Origin of the sequence: Streptomyces sp. NPDC079167 (assembly GCF_040686735.1) — a bacterium.
Taxonomy (GTDB): Bacteria; Actinomycetota; Actinomycetes; order Streptomycetales; family Streptomycetaceae; genus Streptomyces.
This window is the reverse complement of the sequence record NZ_JBFBLO010000016.1, coordinates 1-18,633: the sequence shown is the minus strand read 5'-3', so window position 1 is coordinate 18,633 and position 18,633 is coordinate 1. Positions and strand designations below refer to the sequence as shown.

The 18,633-nt window shown below is 70.3% G+C and carries 16 protein-coding genes and 1 pseudogene; 5 read left to right on the top strand and 12 right to left on the bottom strand.

The window, feature by feature from the left end:
• Nucleotides 1-34 precede the first annotated feature (34 nt).
• Nucleotides 35-850 (bottom strand): fumarylacetoacetate hydrolase family protein, encoded by an 816-nt coding sequence (locus AB0P41_RS28235; protein WP_365934842.1) that lies wholly within the window; start codon nucleotides 848-850, stop codon nucleotides 35-37.
• Between the two features lie 124 nt (nucleotides 851-974).
• On the opposite strand from AB0P41_RS28235, the gene AB0P41_RS28230 reads away from it, so the two are divergent.
• Both AB0P41_RS28230 and AB0P41_RS28225 read left to right on the top strand, forming a co-directional pair.
• On the top strand, nucleotides 975-1,409 hold the full coding sequence (locus AB0P41_RS28230; protein WP_365934840.1) for a RidA family protein: 435 nt from the start codon (nucleotides 975-977) through the stop codon (nucleotides 1,407-1,409).
• Between the two features lie 370 nt (nucleotides 1,410-1,779).
• Nucleotides 1,780-2,973 (top strand): MBL fold metallo-hydrolase, encoded by a 1,194-nt coding sequence (locus AB0P41_RS28225; protein WP_365934838.1) that lies wholly within the window; start codon nucleotides 1,780-1,782, stop codon nucleotides 2,971-2,973.
• 66 nt (nucleotides 2,974-3,039) lie between these two features.
• On the opposite strand, the gene menC is transcribed toward AB0P41_RS28225, so the two are convergent.
• Entirely contained in the window at nucleotides 3,040-4,161 is a 1,122-nt protein-coding gene (menC, locus tag AB0P41_RS28220) for an o-succinylbenzoate synthase (RefSeq protein ID WP_365934836.1), read from the bottom strand.
• Entirely contained in the window at nucleotides 4,158-4,994 is an 837-nt protein-coding gene (locus tag AB0P41_RS28215) for a chorismate synthase (protein WP_365934834.1), read from the bottom strand. Before AB0P41_RS28215 ends, menC begins: the two co-directional genes overlap by 4 nt.
• Nucleotides 4,995-5,150: 156 nt before the next feature.
• Between AB0P41_RS28215 and AB0P41_RS28210 the strand changes: the two genes are divergently transcribed.
• A complete protein-coding gene (locus AB0P41_RS28210) occupies nucleotides 5,151-6,701 on the top strand; it encodes a helix-turn-helix domain-containing protein (RefSeq protein ID WP_365934832.1) in 1,551 nt (516 codons plus the stop codon).
• A gap of 36 nt (nucleotides 6,702-6,737) precedes the next feature.
• Here AB0P41_RS28210 and dapE read toward each other — a convergent pair whose 3' ends face one another.
• Both dapE and AB0P41_RS28200 read right to left on the bottom strand, forming a co-directional pair.
• The gene (gene dapE / locus AB0P41_RS28205) at nucleotides 6,738-7,823 is read right to left on the bottom strand and encodes a succinyl-diaminopimelate desuccinylase (protein ID WP_365934830.1); all 1,086 of its coding nucleotides are present in this window, start codon (nucleotides 7,821-7,823) and stop codon (nucleotides 6,738-6,740) included.
• Complete coding sequence (locus AB0P41_RS28200) at nucleotides 7,820-9,268, bottom strand: amino acid permease (protein WP_365934828.1); 1,449 nt, start codon at nucleotides 9,266-9,268, stop codon at nucleotides 7,820-7,822. The genes dapE and AB0P41_RS28200 overlap by 4 nt, the downstream gene beginning before the upstream one ends.
• Before the next feature lie 181 nt (nucleotides 9,269-9,449).
• Between AB0P41_RS28200 and AB0P41_RS28195 the strand changes: the two genes are divergently transcribed.
• Nucleotides 9,450-10,136 carry an HAD-IA family hydrolase gene (locus AB0P41_RS28195; protein ID WP_356710362.1) on the top strand — a complete coding sequence of 229 codons (687 nt, stop codon included), beginning with the start codon at nucleotides 9,450-9,452 and terminating at the stop codon, nucleotides 10,134-10,136.
• A 7-nt stretch (nucleotides 10,137-10,143) separates the two neighbouring features.
• Nucleotides 10,144-10,777 (top strand): annotated as a pseudogene (locus AB0P41_RS28190) (transposase); the annotation flags it as partial.
• A 960-nt stretch (nucleotides 10,778-11,737) separates the two neighbouring features.
• Here AB0P41_RS28190 and AB0P41_RS28185 read toward each other — a convergent pair.
• The 7 genes from AB0P41_RS28185 to AB0P41_RS28155 all read right to left on the bottom strand — a co-directional run.
• Nucleotides 11,738-12,583 carry an HAD family hydrolase gene (locus AB0P41_RS28185; protein WP_356710364.1) on the bottom strand — a complete coding sequence of 282 codons (846 nt, stop codon included), beginning with the start codon at nucleotides 12,581-12,583 and terminating at the stop codon, nucleotides 11,738-11,740.
• 4 nt (nucleotides 12,584-12,587) lie between these two features.
• Nucleotides 12,588-13,829 carry an FAD-dependent oxidoreductase gene (locus tag AB0P41_RS28180; protein ID WP_356710366.1) on the bottom strand — a complete coding sequence of 414 codons (1,242 nt, stop codon included), beginning with the start codon at nucleotides 13,827-13,829 and terminating at the stop codon, nucleotides 12,588-12,590.
• A 71-nt stretch (nucleotides 13,830-13,900) separates the two neighbouring features.
• Nucleotides 13,901-14,143: a hypothetical protein gene (locus AB0P41_RS28175; RefSeq protein WP_356710369.1), complete on the bottom strand. Its 243-nt coding sequence runs from the start codon at nucleotides 14,141-14,143 to the stop codon at nucleotides 13,901-13,903.
• Nucleotides 14,133-14,666, bottom strand: coding sequence for an NUDIX hydrolase (locus tag AB0P41_RS28170; protein ID WP_356710371.1), 534 nt, complete (start codon nucleotides 14,664-14,666; stop codon nucleotides 14,133-14,135). The genes AB0P41_RS28175 and AB0P41_RS28170 overlap by 11 nt, the downstream gene beginning before the upstream one ends.
• 11 nt (nucleotides 14,667-14,677) lie before the next feature.
• Nucleotides 14,678-15,574: an aminotransferase class IV gene (locus AB0P41_RS28165; protein ID WP_365934825.1), complete on the bottom strand. Its 897-nt coding sequence runs from the start codon at nucleotides 15,572-15,574 to the stop codon at nucleotides 14,678-14,680.
• Nucleotides 15,575-15,605: 31 nt separating this feature from the next.
• The gene (locus AB0P41_RS28160; RefSeq protein ID WP_365934823.1) at nucleotides 15,606-18,038 is read right to left on the bottom strand and encodes a glycoside hydrolase family 3 N-terminal domain-containing protein; all 2,433 of its coding nucleotides are present in this window, start codon (nucleotides 18,036-18,038) and stop codon (nucleotides 15,606-15,608) included.
• A gap of 426 nt (nucleotides 18,039-18,464) precedes the next feature.
• Nucleotides 18,465-18,633: transposase (locus tag AB0P41_RS28155; RefSeq protein ID WP_365934955.1), on the bottom strand; the 169-nt coding region annotated here is incomplete at its 5' end.

The window sequence follows — 18,633 nt, the reverse complement described above, 5'->3', positions numbered from 1 at the left end:
GGGGAGCTCCTCGTCGTTGACGGGTGGTGCGTGGTCAGCTTTCGAGCCGAAGGGTGTTGCGCAGGGTGCCGATGCCGGGTATCTCGGTCTCGACGACGTCTCCGTCGGCGAGGAACCACTGGGGCTTGCGGGCCGCCCCGATGCCGCCGGGGGTTCCGGTCAGGACGAGGTCGCCCGGGCGCAGCACGGTGAAGGTCGAGATGTAGGCGAGCAGGTCCGCGGCGTCGAAGACGAGCGTCCTGGTGGTGTCCCGCTGGACTTCCTGACCGTTGATCCGGCAGATCACGTCGACACCCGCGGCGGGATCCAGCTCGTCCGGCGTGACGATCACGGGCCCGACGGGAGTGGTCGCGTCCCATGTCTTGCCCTGGAACCACTGGAGCGTGCGGTACTGCCAGTCGCGCACGGAGATGTCGTTCGCAACGGTGTAGCCGGCGATCCCGTCCAGCGCCGCCGCCCGGTCGGCATGCCGCAGCGGCGTGCCCACCACGACGGCGAGCTCGGCTTCCCAGTCGACCTGCAGCCCCTGCGGCATGACCAGGTCGTCACCGGGACCGGTGAGCGTGTCGGCGTACTTGGCGAAGAGCGTGGGATAGGCCGGAAGGTCTCGCCCGGTCTCCGTGATGTGGTCGGCGTAATTCAGACCGCAGCAGATCACCTTGCCGGGGCGGGGCAGCGGCTGTACCGGGACGGCACCGTTGAGCATTTCACCGGCCAGGTCGGCCGCACGTGCCGGCGACGTCGTCGCCAACAGGGCGGACAGGTCGGCGGCAGGCAGTGCCCGCCAGAGATCCCCCTGAAGAACGGCGGCGGACGTACCGGCCGCGTGTGCGACGGTCGCGAGGCGCATGGTCGTTCCCTCTCTTTCTGTGCCGCCAACCTGCAAGCACATTTCATTTCTCCTACGGTCGTCACCATATTGTCAATAGCTGTTACGGTGGCGATCAACCAGCACCCGTCTCGCAGGAGTCCCCATGGCGACCACATCGACCCCCGCACCCGTCAACCCCGCTTCGCTGCCCCGGCCCAGCGGCTATTCGCACGGAACGCTCGCCGGCAACACGCTCCACCTGGGCGGCCAGACGGCGCTCGACAAGGGCATGGAGATCGTGCCGGGCGGCATCGTCGAGCAGTTCCGGCAGGCATTCGGCAACGTCCTTGCGACCCTGTCCGAAGCGGGTGGCATACCGGAAGACCTGGTGAGCGTCACCATTTACCTCACCGACATCCCCGACTACCAGGCTCACGGCAAGGAGATCGGAGCGGTCTGGCGGGAGCTGGCGGGCCCGGTCTATCCCGCGATGGCCGGCATCGGCGTCACCGCGCTCTGGCAGTCGGAGGCCATGATCGAGATCGCGGGCGTGGCGGTCATCCCCGACGAGCGCCTCGCCTGCCCGGCGCAGTCCTGACCGACAGGCCCCAGTGCGGCAGGCCCGGCTGCGCCCCGGTCCTGCCGTACGACGGCGGGGCCGATGGTGACGTCACCTCCCGACCGAGCCGCTCGTACATTCGTAATCGTTGACGCCCGCAACAGAGGGGCGATACCTTCCGGGGAGTCGTCGCCGATCAGGAGCGGCGACCTGAAGCACCGACGTCAGGACGGGCCGCGTTCACGATGCCGCCGGCGGCCCGCCGGAATGCCCCGTCGGCGGTCCGGTGCGTGCCACATCCGGCACCTGCGGCCCGGCACCGGCGGCTCCCCACAGGTACAGCGATCCCGACTTCCGACGAGAGGCTCCCTTCGCCATGCCCGTTCCCGGCACCCCTACCCGACGCGGCGTGCTCGGTGCCGCGCTCGGCCTCGGTGCAGGCTGCGCCTGCACGACGGCCACCCCGGTCGCCGCCCGCCCCGCCTTCTCCGGGCCCGCCCCGGTCTCCGGCGGCCCGCCCCCGGACAAGGGGACGCACCTGGTCATGCTCGGCACCCAAGGCGGCCCCATACCGGGGCGGCGCGCAGCTACCGCGACAGCCCTCGTGGTGAACGGCGCGATCTACCTCATCGACGCGGGCAGCGGACTGCCCGTGAGGTTCTACGAGGCAGGACTCGACTTCGCCTCGGTGCGCGGCATGTTCATCACACACCTGCACTCGGACCACTACGCCGACGCCTTCACCTTCTTCTCCGTCAACTGGACCAACTGGCGCTTCCCCTCGCAGCAGATCCAGGTGTACGGCCCGGGCCGCGCGGACAGGAGCGACGAGGGTACCGGCCCCGTGCCGGGGCTGCCGTCCGAACCTCACGCCGCACCGGTGCGACCGGAACTCCCCACGCCGGGCATCGTGGACTTCTTCGAAGCCTCCATCAGCGCCAACGCCTATGACATCAACGAACGGCTCCGCTCCACCCGGCGGGCGGACGGCGTACCCATGGACCTGACCGGCACCAGCGGCAACGCACTGATGGTGCCCCACGGCATACGGCTGCCCCCCGCCGCCGCCTTCTCGAACCGCGTTCCGGAGATGAGGCCCATCCCGGTGTACGAGGACGACCTGGTCCGGGTGACCGCGATCCTGGTCGACCACCCCCCGGTCTTCCCGGCTTTCGCCTTCCGGTTCGAAACGGAGGACCGGACGATCGTCTTCAGCGGCGACACGTCCCCCAACGACAACCTGATGGAATTCGCACATGGCGCCGACGTGCTGGTCAACGAAGTCATGGACATCGAAGCCGCCACCGCACAGTTCGACGGCATGCCCATCCAGAAGACCATGCAGGAGCAGTTCAGCACCGCGCACTCACCGTCACGCGACTGGACCTCGCCGGTGACGGGAAGGACGAAGCCCGGCGTGGGTACGGTCGCGCGCCGGTGCGGGGTCAAGTCCCTGGTGCTCAACCACGTCTACCCCGGTGACGGCTCCGTCCCTGACAGTGCCTTCTCCGGCGAGGCGCGCAGGACCTTCCGGCGCCCCGTCGTCGTGAGCAACGACCTCATGGTCCTTGACACCGCGGAGCTCAGCGGCCGCCGCGCGTGAGTTCGCGGCCCCGTCCCGTGGCTCCCCGCCGCCCGGAGGCGGGCCGCGGGGAGCTCACGGGGCGTGTCACCGGCCGGCGGTCCCTCCGTACAGGTCCCGGCGCGCGGTAGTGAAGCGGCGCAGGGCGTCGGGCAGCGGGCTGACACCGATACCGGGAGTGCGCGGGACCGGCAGGTGGCCGTCCTGGAGGACGAACGGCTCGGTGATGTCCTCGGCGAAGTAACGGCTGGAGGCGGAGGTGTCACCGGGCAGGGTGCAGCCGGGCAGGGCCGCGAGGGCCAGGTTCGGGGCACGGCCGATGCCTGTCTCCAGCATGCCGCCGCACCACGCGGGCACGCCGTGGGCTGCTGCGACGTCGTGCACGCGGCGGGCCTCCAGATAACCGCCGACCCGGGCGGGCTTGATGTTGACGACGCGGCAGGCGTCCGTCGCGATGGCCGATGCGGTGTCGCGGGCGTTGTGCAGCGACTCGTCGAGGCAGACCGGGGTGGCGATACGGCGTTGGAGCAGCGCGTGGGCGTGGAGGTTGTTCTCCTCCAGAGGCTCCTCGATGAGCAGCAGACCGAACTCGTCGAGGCGGCGCAGATGGTCGGCGTCGGCGAGGGTGTAGGCGGTGTTGGCGTCCACCTGGAGCGGAAGCTCCTCGCCGAAGCGTTCGCGGACGGCGCGGACGGGCTCGATGTCCCAACCGGGTTCGATCTTCAGCTTGATCCGGACGTAACCCTCGGAGAGATAGCCTGCGACATCGTCCAGAAGGGCGGGGACCGAGTCCTTGATGCCGACGGAGACCCCGGCGGGCACCCGTTCGCGCACGGCGCCGAGGTAGGTGGCCAGAGACATCTCGTGGGCACGCAACTCGGCGTCGAGCACAGCCGTCTCCAGGGCGGCCTTGGCCAGCTCGTGACCCTTGACCTTCGCCATGGCGGGAGCCAGGCCGGCCGTCGTCAGGCCGGGGCGACGGGCGACCCGGGGCAGCAGGAAGTCGCGGATCACGGTCTCCGCACCTGCCACGTACTCGGAGCAGTACAGCGGCTCCGGGTCGGCGGCGAACTCCGACCAGCCCTCCGCCTCGTCGGTGACGACGCGGAGCAGGAAGGTGTCCTTCGTCGTCATCGTGCCGAATGACGTACGGAAGGGAGTGACCAGGGGGATGGCGACGTGGAGGATCTCGACGCGGTCCAGTTTCATGCCGGGTTGCCTTTCTGCGTACGCGCGTTGCCGAGGGTGAGGGTGTACCAGCCGTCGCGGGACATCGATGTGGCGGTGTATCCGTCGGCGAACGCCTGGGTGAGGACGTCACGCACCGCGTGGCGCCAGCGCAGTGCGAGCGCCGGATCGGCGGCGCGCACTTCCACGATGTCGTCGGGGACGCGGCAGCGGACCGTGTCCCCGGTGCGGGTGGCGAGCGGGGCGCCGTCAGGGGCGGTGGCGAATGCCGTGCCGGTCCCCACCGGGGGGTCCGCAGCAGGCGCCCGGGAGCCCGCCAGGTCCCAGGTGACGGTGAGGCGGTCGCTCTCGTCGCCGCCGTTGAGACCGTCGGTCATCGGCCCGTAGAAGTCGGGGAGGTACTCGGTGCCGGCGGCGCCCAGCTTGACCAGGTTGAAGCGGGCGTTACGGCCCACCAGCGGGTCGAACGTCCAGCGCATGGTGCGGGCCCCGCGGTCCAGCGCCCACACCCGCTGCGCCTGTTTCACGGCGAGCCCGACGCCCCGGTCGCTGGTACGGGCCGCGGCCACGAAGGAGTACACGTCGCGCGCTCGCGGCTCCCCGAACACGGCGACGGCCGCGCCGCACAGTTCGCCCTGGCGCGTGTACGCCGCGTGCACGGCCCCGCCCGCGTGCACGAGGCTGTGCAGTACCTCGGCGGGATAGGGCGGGGTGCTGCGCGGGGTCTGCCACACGTCGCTGAAGAAGTCGACGACGGCCGCGATACCGGCTACGCCGTGGACGGTGCGAGTCGTGACGCCGGCCGCGCGCGCAGCGGCCTCGGCGCGCTCACGTACTGAGGGTGCTGCTGTCATGCCCTGAGTCTCCGTGGCCCGAGCAGGAGTCTGGTTGTCTGCGGGTACAAGAGATGCCTAAGGTCGTGTTGCGATCGGCCAAAGAGTGGTCGGCGCGGGCCCTTGGTGAGCGGCAGCCTCCGGTGCCGACGGTTCTGCCGCGAACCGGGAGGTCTCATGGACGCCCCCACCCTCAGCGATTTGCTCGACGTGCTCGGCGGGTCGTCCGTGCGGGCGGTCGCCTCGCCGGGCGGCCTCGGCGTGCCGGTCGGCGAAATTCTGCTGTACGACGCCGGGACGCCGCTGCCGCACGCTCCGGGCGCCGTACTCCTCGCGGTCGGGGTGCGGGCGTCGGAGGCAAGCCACCTGTTGCACGCCGCTGCCGGCGCCCGGATGGCGGCGGTGGTCGTACGGGGCGCGGACGGGCCCCTCGCGGAGGCGGAGAAGGCCGGGATCGCGCTGCTCACGGTCGACGAGGACGCGGCCTGGCACCGGGTGCATCTGCTGCTGTCCTCGGCCGCGGGGGCGCGGGCCGGGAGCGCACCCACCGCGGCCGGGGACCTGTTCGCCCTGGCCGACGCCATCGCCGCCGCGGTCGGCGGGGCCACCGCCATCGAAGACCCGCGCCAGCGCATCCTTGCCTACTCGACCGTGCCCGGACAGGCCGTGGACGAGGACCGGCGCCAGGGCATCCTCGGCCTCCAGGTCCCCGACAGCCCGGAGAACGCCGAACAGTACCGTGCCCTGTTCGCAGCGGACGCGCCGCTGCGGCTCCCCGCCATCGACGGTGAGAACCTGCCCCGGCTCGCCGTCGCCGTGCGGGCGGGCGGCGAGACGCTCGGCTCTCTCTGGGTCGTCGACGACGGCGGCCTCGCCCCTGACGCCGTGGACGCTCTCGACCAGGGCGCCTCCACGGCGGCCCTGGTGCTGCTGCGGGCCCGAGCAGCACAGGAGCTGGCCCGCAATCTGGGCGGCGACCTGCTGCGTCGGGTCCTGGACGGCACGGCCGACCCGGCCACCGCCGTGCACCGGCTCGGCCTGGGCGGAAGCGCCGACCCGGTGCGTGTGGCGGCGTTCGTCCCGGCGGGCGCCAGCACCGCACCGGACGTCCAGCAGACGGCGCTGCGCCTGCTCGACCTCGTACGTCTGCAGTGCGAAGCGCGCTACGGACGGCATGCCTGCGTCCTCGTCGACGGGGTCGTGTACGCGCTGCTCCCGGCGGCCGACGAGCGTGGTGCCCACCGGCACAGGCAGCTCGCGCAGGACATCGTGGACAGAGCCGAGCAGGCCCTGCGGATGCCGGTGCGGGCCGGTCTCGGTGCCGTGGTCGCGGGGATCGCGCAGGCAGCGGGCTCCCGGGACGACGCCGACCTCGTCCTGCGCTGCCTCGACGCGGAACGCCCGGTCGCCCTGGTCGATGACGTCCAGGCTCGGGTGACGTTGCTGCGTCTGGGCGAACTGGTCGACGGGCGGAGAGAGTTCGGAGGCGGCGCCTGGGCGCGGGTCCTGGCGCACGACGCGGCGCACGGCACGGAGTACTCCCGGACGGTGACGGCCTGGCTCGAGGCGGGCTGTGACATGGCGGGCGCTGCGGAGCGCCTCGCCGTCCACCCCAACACGTGCCGCTACCGCCTCCGGCAGGCCAGGGAACAGGTGGGCCTGCAGCTCGACGATCCCGACGAGCGGCTGGTGCTCTGGCTGCAGGCCAGGCTGTCGGACGCGGTCTGAAACCGGCGGGACGACGCATCGGCCGACAGCCCCCGCTCATTTCAGCCAGGCGGCCAGCTTGTCCTCGCAGTCGCCGAGCTGGGCCACCGGCACGAACTCGCCGGCCGTATGCGCCAGGGAGGGGTCGCCCGGCCCGAAGTTCAGCGCGGGCACACCCAGCTCCGTGAACCGGGCCACGTCGGTCCAGCCCAGCTTGGGGCGCGGCTCGGCGCCGAGGACATCGACCAGCGAGGCCACCTCCGGCCGCTTCAGACCCGGCAGCGCCCCCGGCACGATCTCCGTCACCTCGAAGGTGTGGTCCTCCGGGGGGAACTGCTCAGCCGGGAAGAGCCCTCGCACGTACTCCTCGGCCTCGTACGGCGAACGGCTGGGCGCGAAGCGTGCGTTGAGGGAGATGACACAGGTGTCGGGGACGACGTTCCCGGCCACCCCGGCGCGTACGGAGACGGCGCTGAGCCCTTCCCGGTACTCCAGCCCGTCGATGACGACCCGCTCCGGCACATGGTCGGCAAGGCGTTGCAGTACGGCTGCGGCGCGATGCGCGGCGTTGACGCCCATCCAGGCCCGCGCCGTGTGGGCCCGGGCGCCCCGCACGGTGATGTCGGCGCACAGGACACCCTGGCAACCCGCCTCGACACCCGCGTCGGAGGGCTCCATCAGGATCGCGAGGCCGGCGTCGAGCAGCAGTTCCGACCGCTCGGTGGCGATGCGGTGCAGCCCGTTGCGGTCGCCCTCGACCTCCTCGCACTCGTAGAAGACGTACGTGACGTCGCGGGCCGGCGCGGTGAGCGCTGCAGCCAGCCGCAGGGCCACGGCCACGCCGCCCTTCATGTCGCAGGACCCGAGTCCGTGCAGCCGCTCGTCCTCGAGCCTGGCGGGCAGATTGTCCGCGGCGGGCACGGTGTCGAGATGACCTGCGATGATCACGCGCTCAGGACGGCCGAGCTCGGTACGGGCGACGACGGAGTGGCCCAGCCGTTCCACGCTCAGGTGTGGCAGGGTGCGCAGGGCCGCCTCCACGGCGTCCGCGAGGGACTCCTCCTCACCGCTCTCGGAGGGGATGTCGACGAGGGCGCGGGTCAGCTCGACGACGTCGGCCGTGAGATCGAGGACGTGGCTCATGACTGCTGCTCCTTCGAGGCGCCGAGCTTGGAGTGCTTCATCCCGTACAGCCCGTACACGGCCAGTCCGAGCGCCATCCACACGCCGAACGTGATCCACGTGTCCGTGCCGAGGCTGAAGAGCATGTACACGCAACAGACCACGCCGAGAACCGGCACCAGCGGCGACAGCGGCACCCGGAAGCTGCGGGGCGCGTCGGGGCTGCGGCGGCGCAGCAGGACGACGGCGACGTTGACCAGCGCGAATGCGAAGAGCGTACCGATACTGGTGGCGTCGGCCAGGCTGCCCAGCGGGACGAGCGCGGCGAGTACGGCGATGAAGGAGGAGACGATCACGGTGTTGGCGCGCGGCACCCCGCTCCTCGCGTGCACCCGGGAGAAGACAGGGGGCATCAGGCCGTCGCGCGACATGGCGAACAGGATGCGGATCTGTCCGTACTGGACGGTGAGTACGACGCTCGTGGTCGCTACGACCGCCCCGATCGACAACAGGATCGGCCAGAGGCTGCCACCGCCCACGGCCCGCGTGAGGACCTCACTGAGGGTGGCCTCGGTGCCTTCGAAGAGACGCCACGGCATGGCGCCGAGCGCGGCCACCGCGACCAGGACGTACAGGACGGTGACCAGGACGAGGGAGAGGATGATCGCGCGCGGCAGGTCACGCTGCGGGTTCTTCGCTTCCTCGCCCGCCGTCGACGCGGCGTCGAAACCGATGTACGAGAAGAAGAGCGAGGCGGCGCCCGCGCTCATCCCGGCGGCGCCGAGGGGGAACAGCGGCTGGAAGTTGCCCGCGCGGAACGCGGTGAAGGCCACGGCGCAGAACATCACCAGGGCGGCCACCTTCACCCCCACCATGACGACGTTGACCACCGCGCTCTCCTTGGCGCCGCGAAGCAGAACCACCATGGAGAGGACGACGATGACGGCGGCCGGGACGTTGACGACCCCGCCGGCGCCGGGCGGGGCGCTGAGCGTCTCGGGCAGGGTGACGCCGAAGACCAGGTCGAGCAGCTCGTTCACGTACTGGCCCCACCCCACGGCGACCGCCGCGACCGAGACCCCGTACTCCAGGATGAGACACCAGCCGCACACCCAGGCCACGAGTTCGCCGAGTGTGGCGTACGTGTAGCTGTAGGAGGAACCGGAGCGGGGGATCATGCCCGCCAGCTCGGCGTACGACAGGGCCGAGAAGAGCGCCGTGACCCCGGCGAGGACGAACGACACGATGATCGCGGGCCCGGCCTTGGGCACCGCCTCGCCCAGGACGACGAAGATGCCGGTGCCGAGCGTGGCGCCGACGGACAGCAGGGTCAGCTGCCACATGCCCATCGTGCGCCGCAGCCCGTTCTCGGCCGGCGCCGCGCCCGACACGTCCTGCCGTCTCGTCAGCTTCTGTGTCAGGCCACCCTCAGGGCCTTCGCCCGGACGCGTCTGGACCGTCTCCACGGCACCGCTCCCCTCGCCACGCACTGGTTGTCGCCCCGATGATCCTGAGTGGCGCCCGCAGGAGGGTGAGAACATCCGCCATAAAGGAGCAGGGTGTTTTGGCCTGTAGGCCAAACGCCTCGCGGCGCTCAGGGCTGTCCCGCAAACTGCCTGCTCGGGGGCCTGATGGCATGATCGAGGCGTGATCGGTGAACCTGCTCAGTTCGGAGCCAAGAAGCATGTCCTGTTTGATGTCGATGGCACGTTGATCGATGCCGTGGACAACCAGCGCCGGGTTTGGCGCGTGTGGGCGGAGAGATACGGACTGGATCCCGATGAGGTCTACCAAGTGGCGCTGCGGACCAGACCGATGGAGACCTTCGCGCAGGTCACTCCTGACCGTGACCCGCGGGAGTGCCTGGCCGCGCTGCACGACCTGGAGGACGAGGATGTGCGGTCCGGCGTGTACACGGCCTTCGACGGGGCCTCCGAGCTGCTGGACGCTCTGCCCTCCGGGGTGTGGGCGTTGGTGACGTCGAATTACGAGCACCGGGTGCGCGGACGCTTCGCCCGGACCGGCCTGCCGGTCCCGGACGTCGTCGTGGATGCCGCCTCCGTCGCGGAAGGCAAGCCCTCACCAATCCCCTATCAGCTGGCTGCCAAGCGGCTCGGTGCCGAGCCGGGGGACTGCCTGGTCATCGAGGACGCCCCCTCCGGGGTGCAGTCCGGACTGCGTGCCGGCATGACGGTGTGGGGAGTCAACACACCCCTCGCCGTCGACGGCGTGCACCGGCACTTCCGGAGCCTGCGCTCGGCGGTCCTCGACATTCTCGCCTTCACGTCCGGAACCCACCCTCACGAGCCGGAGGGCTCAACCCCAGTGAAATGATCTTGCGATGGCTGGTGTGATCACGGCGTCGGAGTCGTCTTGGATATCCCCGTTCACCGGGCTGAGCCCGCGCCAGTTCGCAAAGCCGGTGACGGTGCTGCGCCGCACAGGTGTCGATGCGGTCCACCGGGGCCGGCCATGGGGTCTGTCGCTGGGCGACCGAACGTTGCTGGTCACGGCATACTGGCGCACGAATTTGACGATGTGCCAGGTCGCTCCGCTGTTCGACATCTCGGGCAACCTCGGCGCCGCTTCGCGAAGGACGCCGTACTCATCGTGGACGGCACCCTGGCCCCGACCCGCGACCATGAGGTCGCCGAACAGTCGAAGAACTACCGGTACTCCACCAACCAACAGGTCGTCATCGACGCCGACCCGGCCCGGTCGTCGTGGTCGGACGGCCACTGCCGGGCAACCGCAACGACTGCAGGGCGTGGGGCGATTCCGGCGCCAAGGCCGCGGTTGGCCCCACCACGACGATCGCTGACGGCGGCTACCCCGGGACTGGCCTCGTGATGCCGCACCGTCGCCGCGCCGACGAGGAACTGACCGAGTGGGAACAGGAGCACAACCGCTCGCACAAACTGGTCCGGGCCCGCGTCGAGCATGCCTTCGCCCACTTGAAGACCTGGAAGATCGTGGTGCCGTTGACTGACGCGCACTGGGTGAGGACTGACCCCTTATCCCCGGACCGGAACGAGAAGCGGGGGGCCGGTGGCGGGCCCACCGTGAGGTGATCGACGCGATCGCCTGCGCATTCCAGGTGCGGGGCATGATGAGTGAGTTGGGGTGCGAAGCGGGCGGGGACGGACCGCCGGGAAAGCTGGCTTCGGCAGCCTATTCACCGACGGTCGGCTGTGACGTTCGTTTGACGCTCCAGGTACCCACACGCAGGGACGGCGAACTGAGAAACGGTGTCTGACCTGGGCTTCTCGGTGATGCGCTCCGGCCGACATCTTTTCGATGACCCACCATGTCGAGTGCGTGGCAATCCTGGAGCCTACCGTAAAGGGCGTTTGACCTGCTGTTCTGTGGTTTGGATGGGTCGCTTGACATGTTTCGCTCTGCGCAACGGGTCGAGCAGGCGGCCTGCCCCTTCCAGGCCATCTCGCCTGCGAATTCGTGTGGGGTGGGAGTGCAGCGGCGACGTCCTCAGAATCTCCTCCGGAACATCTTGACGCTCGGATGACGCTCGCAGCGGAAGGCTGAATCTGCCGAACCTCGTCGGCCATGGCTGTTCTGACGAGTTGTCCGCACGAGGAGGAGTCCGCCCGCACGGTGTGGGACTCCTGGTGTCAGCGGTCGCAGGACCCTGGCGGCTGTGGCGCTGCTGCACTCCGGTGGTGATGTACTGGGTCGTTTGCCAAGCGTCTATGGGTCGGGCAGTCCGCTTCGTGGTGTCAGCAGTCGTGAGTTCCGACTTGGACCGTAGCCGAGCATCCATCACCACTGGCCGCCACAGAACTTCCCGCCCCGCCAGCCGTTAGCCTGGGGATCCACGACATCAGCGCTGTCCCCGGCCTTCGCCGGCTGGCTGACAGGTGGATGGCTGCACTGGGCTTCCACGCGCGCCGTCCCGCTGCGGGTCTGTACAGACCCCCCTACAGCCGCCTGCCGTACAGGCGTTGCAGCACGATCCCCACGCCGTCGGCGTCATTGCCGGGTGCCACCTCGTCGGCGACCGCCAGCAGCTCCGGATGCGCGCCGGCCATGGCGACCCCGTGCCCGGCCCAGGCCAGCATGGGGGCGTCGTTGGGCATGTCGCCGAAGGCGACGGTGTCCGCGCCGGTCAGGCCGAGGCGGCGGGCCACGAAGGCGAGCCCCGTGGCCTTGTCGAGGCCGATCGGCAGCAGCTCCACCTCGCCGGGCCCGGCCTTGGTGATGCCGACCAGGTGCCCGGCGGCCCGGAGCGCCGCTTCCGCGAGGCGCTCCTCGTCGAGCGTGCGGTGCTGGACGTAGAACTTGCGCACCGGGGCGGCCCACAGCTCGGCGCGGTCCCCGACCGGGACGACCGGCAGGTTCCCGACGGGGTCGTGGCGGTAGCCAGGTCCGGTCAGCACCTGGCCGTCCAGCCCGGCCAGGTCGGAGGCCAGCGACAGCGGCCCGACCTCGGCCTCGATCTTCGCGACGGCCTCGAAGGCGAGGGCGCGGTCGAGGGTGACCGAGGTCAACTCCCGGTGCGCGTCGGCGTCGTAGACCTGCCCGCCCTGACCGCACACCGCGAGCCCGGTGTATCCCAGGGCGTCCAGCACCGGCCGGGTCCAGGCGACCGAGCGTCCGGTGACGACGACGTGGTGGGCGCCCCGCCGGGTGGCGAGCGCCAACGCGGCACGGGTGCGGGGGCCCACCGTATGGTCCGGGCGCAGGAGAGTGCCGTCCAGGTCGGTGGCGATCAGTGCGAAGGGGCACCGGACCCGATCGACGCGTGGTGCGGGGGTGGCGGGCATGGTCTCACTGCCCGAACAAGGAGTTGAGGACGCGGATCATCGGAAGGCCCCGGACCAGGTCGGGGCTCTTGACGGCGGTCAGCTCGGTCTCCCACAACTCATGGGGCGTCTGGCCGTGGACGGGGACGACCCCGGGCGGTGCGTCCAGCAGGGGCCAGTCCACCTCGCCGCTCGGCAGTTTGAGGGCCGTGCACACGGCACGGACCGCGTCCTCGGCCGCCAGCGGCGCCAGGGTGAGTTTCGACGGGCTGGTCACCACCACCCTGCCGTCGAGGAACTCGCGGCCGAACTCATGGGCGACCGTGCCGCTCTGCGGCAGCAGCCCGGACTTGGTCGCGGCGTACCCGGACAACAGATCGGCCCCCTCCAGGGTCCGCGAACCGACCAGGGAGCGGAGGGTGGCGAGAGCCCGGCGGGCCCACCAGCCGGCCAGCTCACCGGAATCCGGATCCGTGCCGTCGAACGACTGGAAGTCGGAGATCAGCCACGTGGTCCGCCGGTCCGGCCCGATCCTGCTGGCGAGGAAGAGCCCGTGGTGCTCCCGCTCCGGAAAGATCGCGCTGACGGCCGGGAGATCCCCCCGGAGCACCAGCATGTGCGATTTCCGGCACTGGACCACGCAGGGCAGCCCCGAGCGTTCCAGCACGCCCGCCGCGCCCGCACCCGCCGCCACCACGGCGACGCGGCTGGTGACCGAGACCGTGGAGCCGTCCGGCTCGGTGTACTCGGTGGTGACCCCGTTCCCGTCCCGGCCGGTGCGGATCACCTCTCCCCGTGTGACACACACACCGGCCTTCTCCAGCCGCTCACCGAGAGCGTGCAGGAGATGGCCCAGATGCAGGGTGGACTCGCTGCTCCGGAAACAGGAAGTGATGCGCGACGCGAGCCAGGCCGGAGGGTCGACCCGCTCCACCGGCAGCCCGGCGGAAGCCCAGTAGGCGGCGGCGCCACGGGCCGCTTCCTCGCCGGCGAAGGCCACCGTGGACCGTTCGGTCACGGGGGTCAGATGCGCCGCCAGCCGGTCCCAGCGGGACCTGGCCAGAGCGAACAGCGACGGCAGCCGCGGCTCGGCCGTGCCGTATGCGTAGCCCTGGTGGAGGTACCCGTGCGACCGCCCCGACTGGCCTCCGCCCGGCCGGCTGCTCTCCACCAGCACTACACCGATATCGCGTTCGGCCAGGGCCAGCGCGGTCAGCATGCCGACCATGCCGGCGCCGATGACGACGACATCATTGCGATGGTGCATGCTCTTTCCCGTCTTGGAGGACATCTGGGCGTCAGCAGGGGGCGTGAGGCTTTCCGTCCGGCATCACCCGGTCAGAGAACGGGTTCGATCGCGGCGATGAGACCGGAGGTCTCCGAGATCCGGACCAGCCACTTCTCGCTGGACACCGTCTCCAGCAGCAGACTCGACGGGCCGCTCCTGGTCGCCGACCACAGCGGTCCGAGGCCGACCAGCAGCAACCGGTCCACGCCGTCCGCCGATCGGCAGACGACGTCCCCGCTGACCAGTGAGACCTGTATGTCTCCCCCCAGGGAGACGTGCGCCTCAGAAGCCATCGCCGGCCCCCTCGATCAGGGCCATCGCTGCCAGCGTGGCCGAGTCCGGAACGCGTCCCGCCTGCACCGAATCGCGCAGTTCCGACCAGGACGAAGTCCGTACGTGGAGGTCCCGCTCGAAGACGTCGCGGGAGGTTTCGCCCCGCCCGGCGGCATCGCCCACGAACACGTGGCACGAGGTCGTGGCGAATCCGCTGCTCTCCGCGAAGCTCCCGACCCGGCGCAGCCCGGTGACGCGCAGACCCGTCTCCTCCAGGACCTCGCGGCGGGCCGCCGACTCGGGCGATTCCCCTTCCTCGATCCCGCCCTGGGGAAACTCCAGGCTGGGCGCTCCGTCGAAGGTGGGCCGAGGCAGGTCGACCAAGACCACCCGGCCGTCTTCGAGCCGTACAACGACGAGCACCGAGTCCGGCTTGCTGACCATGAAGTACTGGTGCGTATCGCCCGCCTCACCCTCGTAGTCCTTGCGGACGACGGAGAACCAGGGATTACGGTGCACCGTCTCGCGGTTCAGTTCACGCATGGCGCCTCACATCACGTCAGGGGTGTCAGATAGACCTTCGACAAGACGTGGTTGCCGCCGCACAGCTGTGCGTAGTCGGCGGCCAGTGCGCGCGCGGTCGCGGTGGCCGCGGCGTCGTGGACATCGTTGCCGTCGATGCTGTCCAGCAGCCTCACGCCCATCAGCGTTCCGGCGAGCAGCGGCTGTCCCCGGTACAACTCGTCGCGGTGCACGCCGCGTTCGTTCACCGCGCAGCCCGAGTGCTGGGCGATGTCGAGGACGATGCGCTTGGTGATCGAGTCCAGCACTCCGGAGTCCAGCGAGGGAGTGGTGACGCTCTTCCCGCCGACCAGCAGCACGGCGGCCCCGTCGGCCTCGGCGACATGGCCCCTCTCGTTGAGGATGAGCACGTGCTCGACCCCGTGCTTCAGGCGCTCCCGCTCGAACAGGCGGAAGTCCAGATAGGAACCGCCGGCCTTGGCCATCGCTCCGATGGGCCCGCCGAACCGCCGGTGGCCGCTGACGACGGCACGGGCCTGCGGCGGGGCCGTCGGGTTGAACTCGAACCCGCCGATGTACAGCCCTCCCGCGCTGTCGGGCGACAGCGTCGACCGGCCACTGGTGGCGTAGAACGTCGGCCGCAGATAGACGTCCGAGCCCGGGTGGGCGGAGGCGACCTCGGCCAGCGCCGACCACAGTTCGGACCTGGTCGCCGAGGTCGGGATGTCGGCCAGGTGCGCGGAGGCGAAGAGCCGGTCCACGTGCGCCGGGCCGGCCAGGATCCGGTGCATACCGGTGCCGGCGTCCCAGAACGCGGTGATGCCCTCGAAGACGTTGGCGCCGCGGAGGGCCGATTCGTCCCAGACGTGGACTCGCGCCTCCTCCCACGGCACCACGGCCCCGTTGAACCACATGACTCGATCGCCCATGGCTGCACATCCCGTTCACTTGAAAGGTTCGTCACATAGCGGGGACATCGACGGACAGCCGGACGGTGCTGATGTCGAGTCGCGCCCGGCCCTCCGTCCAGATCTGGAAGGGCACGTCCACGTGGTCGAACTCGACACCGATGCCGACGAGTTCGGACAGGGGGACGACGACTTCGGCCCACTCCCCGTAGGGCAGCGCGGCCAGCCGTGCGGAGATGTCCAGGGCGGGCTGCTGCGGGTAGTCGTCGTGGCAGGTCAGATGGAACGGCCCGGTCGGCGCTTCGAACACCCGCACCTGGAACGTCAGCCTGCCCCCGCTCGCCACGTAGCCGCGAAGGTCCCGGAACCCGCCGTCGCGGGTCTGTGCGTAGACGAAGGTCTGGATGCCCTTGAAGGACAGCGACAGGCCGTCACCCCGGCCCAGGTGGTCGATCGGCTCGGCTTCGAGGAACGGGGACGACGTGGGGCCGTCCATGCGGAGCGGACGTGGGTCGTAGTCCTCGGCGGCGGTCCGGAACTCGTACGTCGTGTCACCGCGCAGAGCGATCGGGATGGCGGTGATGTCGTCCAACAGGGCTTCCGGGAGCCGGGGCTCCGCGTCCAGCGGCAGTTCGCCGAGGTTCTTGAGGCCGTCCTCGTGGCTCTCGGCCAGCGTCAGCCCGTAGCCGTAGGGGAAGAGCGGGGTGTCCCGGCCGGTCGGCAGCACCTCGCCTTCCGGCGCCTCGTAGTGCGGTATGTGAGGGGGTATCCGGTTGGTCGTGAAGGAGGTCCGGGTGGCGGGCCAGCCGAAGGACAGGCGGCCCTGGAAGTCGTGACCGGGGCCGCCTCCCGCATCCTGGAAGAGCACGTCGGCGATGCCGGACGCGTCCGGTCCCGGCAGCCACGCGGCGACGAAGGCGTCGGAGAGGTTGATCTCCTCCGTGACGTACAGCGGACGTCCGCCGAACATGACGGTCACCACGACGGCCCCGGCCCGGCGGAGCCTGCGCAGGGTCTCCAGATCCTTCGCGTACCCGGGCTTCAGCTTCGCGTACGACAGCGAGCGCCAGGGCTTGATGCTGCCGAGCATCTCGGCGTACGCGTCCTCGCCCATGGCGACCACGACGACGTCGAATGCTGCCGGGTCCGTGTGCTCCAGGTAGGGGTCCACCTTGCAGCGGTCCGCACCGACGGCCTCGCCGACCGCCATCGCGAGGGTGCTGCCGGAGGGGAAGTCCTTCAGGTCGATGTCATCGCCCTGCCAGCTCACCGTGAAACCGCCGGACTGCTTGGAGAGCGCCTCCGCCGCGCTGCCAGCCACCAGCACCCGTGAGGTGCGGGGGAGCGGCAGCACGCGGTCGTCGTTCTTCAGCAGAACCAGCGACTTGCGTACGGCCTCGCGGGCCAGGGCCCGGTGCTCGGGGTGCCCCAGAACAGTGCCGTGACCCGCCAGCGAACGCGCCAGTGGCCGAGGTTTCTCCCAGAGGCCGGCCCGGGCCTTGACCCGCAGCACCCGCAGCACCGCGTCGTCGATCCGCGACATCGGGATCGCACCGCTGCGGATCTCGTTCAGGGCGGCGCCGTGCACGGCCTGCCACTTCACCTTGGTGGAGATCATCAGCACGTCGATGCCGGCTCGGATGGCGTTCCCGGCGTCGCCGTCGGAGCAGCCTTCGACGTAGGCGTGGGCGTCCCAGTCGCCGATGACGATGCCGTCGAAGCCCATCCGCTCCTTGAGCACGTCGGTGATCAGGTAGTGGCTGCCGTGCAGCCGCCCCTCGTCGCCCCAGGCGCTGTAGGAGACCATCACGGACTGGGCGCCGGCCCGGATCCCCGAGATGAAGCCCATCGCGTGGACGTTGCGCAACAGGTCCTCGTCGCAACGGGTGTAGCCGCGGTCCTCCCCCTCGAACGTGCCGCCGTCGCCCACCCAGTGCTTCACGCAGGACAGCACCCGGGTGTCGGTCCGGAGCTCGTCGGCGTCGCCCTGGAGCCCCCGGACCATCTCATCGGCGTAGGCGTGGACGATCTCAGGGTCCTCGGAGTACCCCTCGTAGTGCCGGCCCCAGCGCCGGTCCCGGGGCGTGGCGACGGTCGGCGCGAACGTCCAGTCCATCCCGGTCGCGGCGACCTCCCGTGCGGTGGCCGCGCCGATCCGGCGGACCAGCCCGGGCTCACCGGCCGCGCCCAGGCCGATGTTGTGCGGGAAGATCGTGGCTCCGTGCACGTTGTTGTGGCCGTGCACCGCGTCCGTGGCCCACATGAAGGGGATTCGAAAGCCCCGGTCGCGGTACGCCTCCTCGGCCGCCTGCCAGAAGCCGTCCAGCACCGCGGCCCACTCGGTCGCACCGGCCCGGCGGTCCTCGCCCGGCCACCGCCCGGCGCCGTTCAGCCCCGACCCCAGCCGGTACGCGCGCACGTCCTCGGGGGTGAGTTCCCACAGGTCGGGCTGAATCATCTGCCCGAGCTTTTCCTCGACCGTCATCCGGGCCAGAATGCCCCGGACGAATTGTTCCAGATCCGCATTCTCGGGCAGATCCGAGCGCAGGTCGGGCCAATCCGGCAAGTAATCCAGCCGAGCCATGTACTTCTCCCCACCTTCGCACGCCGCCCGAGAGCCCTCCCGCGCCGTGGTGGACGTTTTCACAAGGCCCATGATTCGTCAATCATGGGCGTCGCCCCTGTTCCATCCGAGGGGAATGCGCCCTTCGCGGCCCGGGTGGTAACTGTGCCGTCTCCCAATGGGAGTTGTGACCGGAAACGAAATCGGCGAACGCGAATGTTCCGCGGTCCCGGCGGCGGGTTCGCCGTACACGTGATGCCATAATGGAAAAGTGAAGTCGCCCGGAATTTTCCGAATCACGAGAACGCCTTCCGCATCCGGTATTCGAACTCGGACTTAGACCGTGTCCTATGTGGTGAGTCGAGCGAGTCGTTTATAGCAGCAGAGGGCGGCGGCGAGGCCGAGAAAGGCCAGGTAGTTGCGGGGGTGGCGTTCGTAGCGGTGGTTGAGTCTGCGGTAGCCGGTCAGCCAGGACATGGTGCGCTCGATGACCCATCGGCGGCGTCCTAACCGTTCA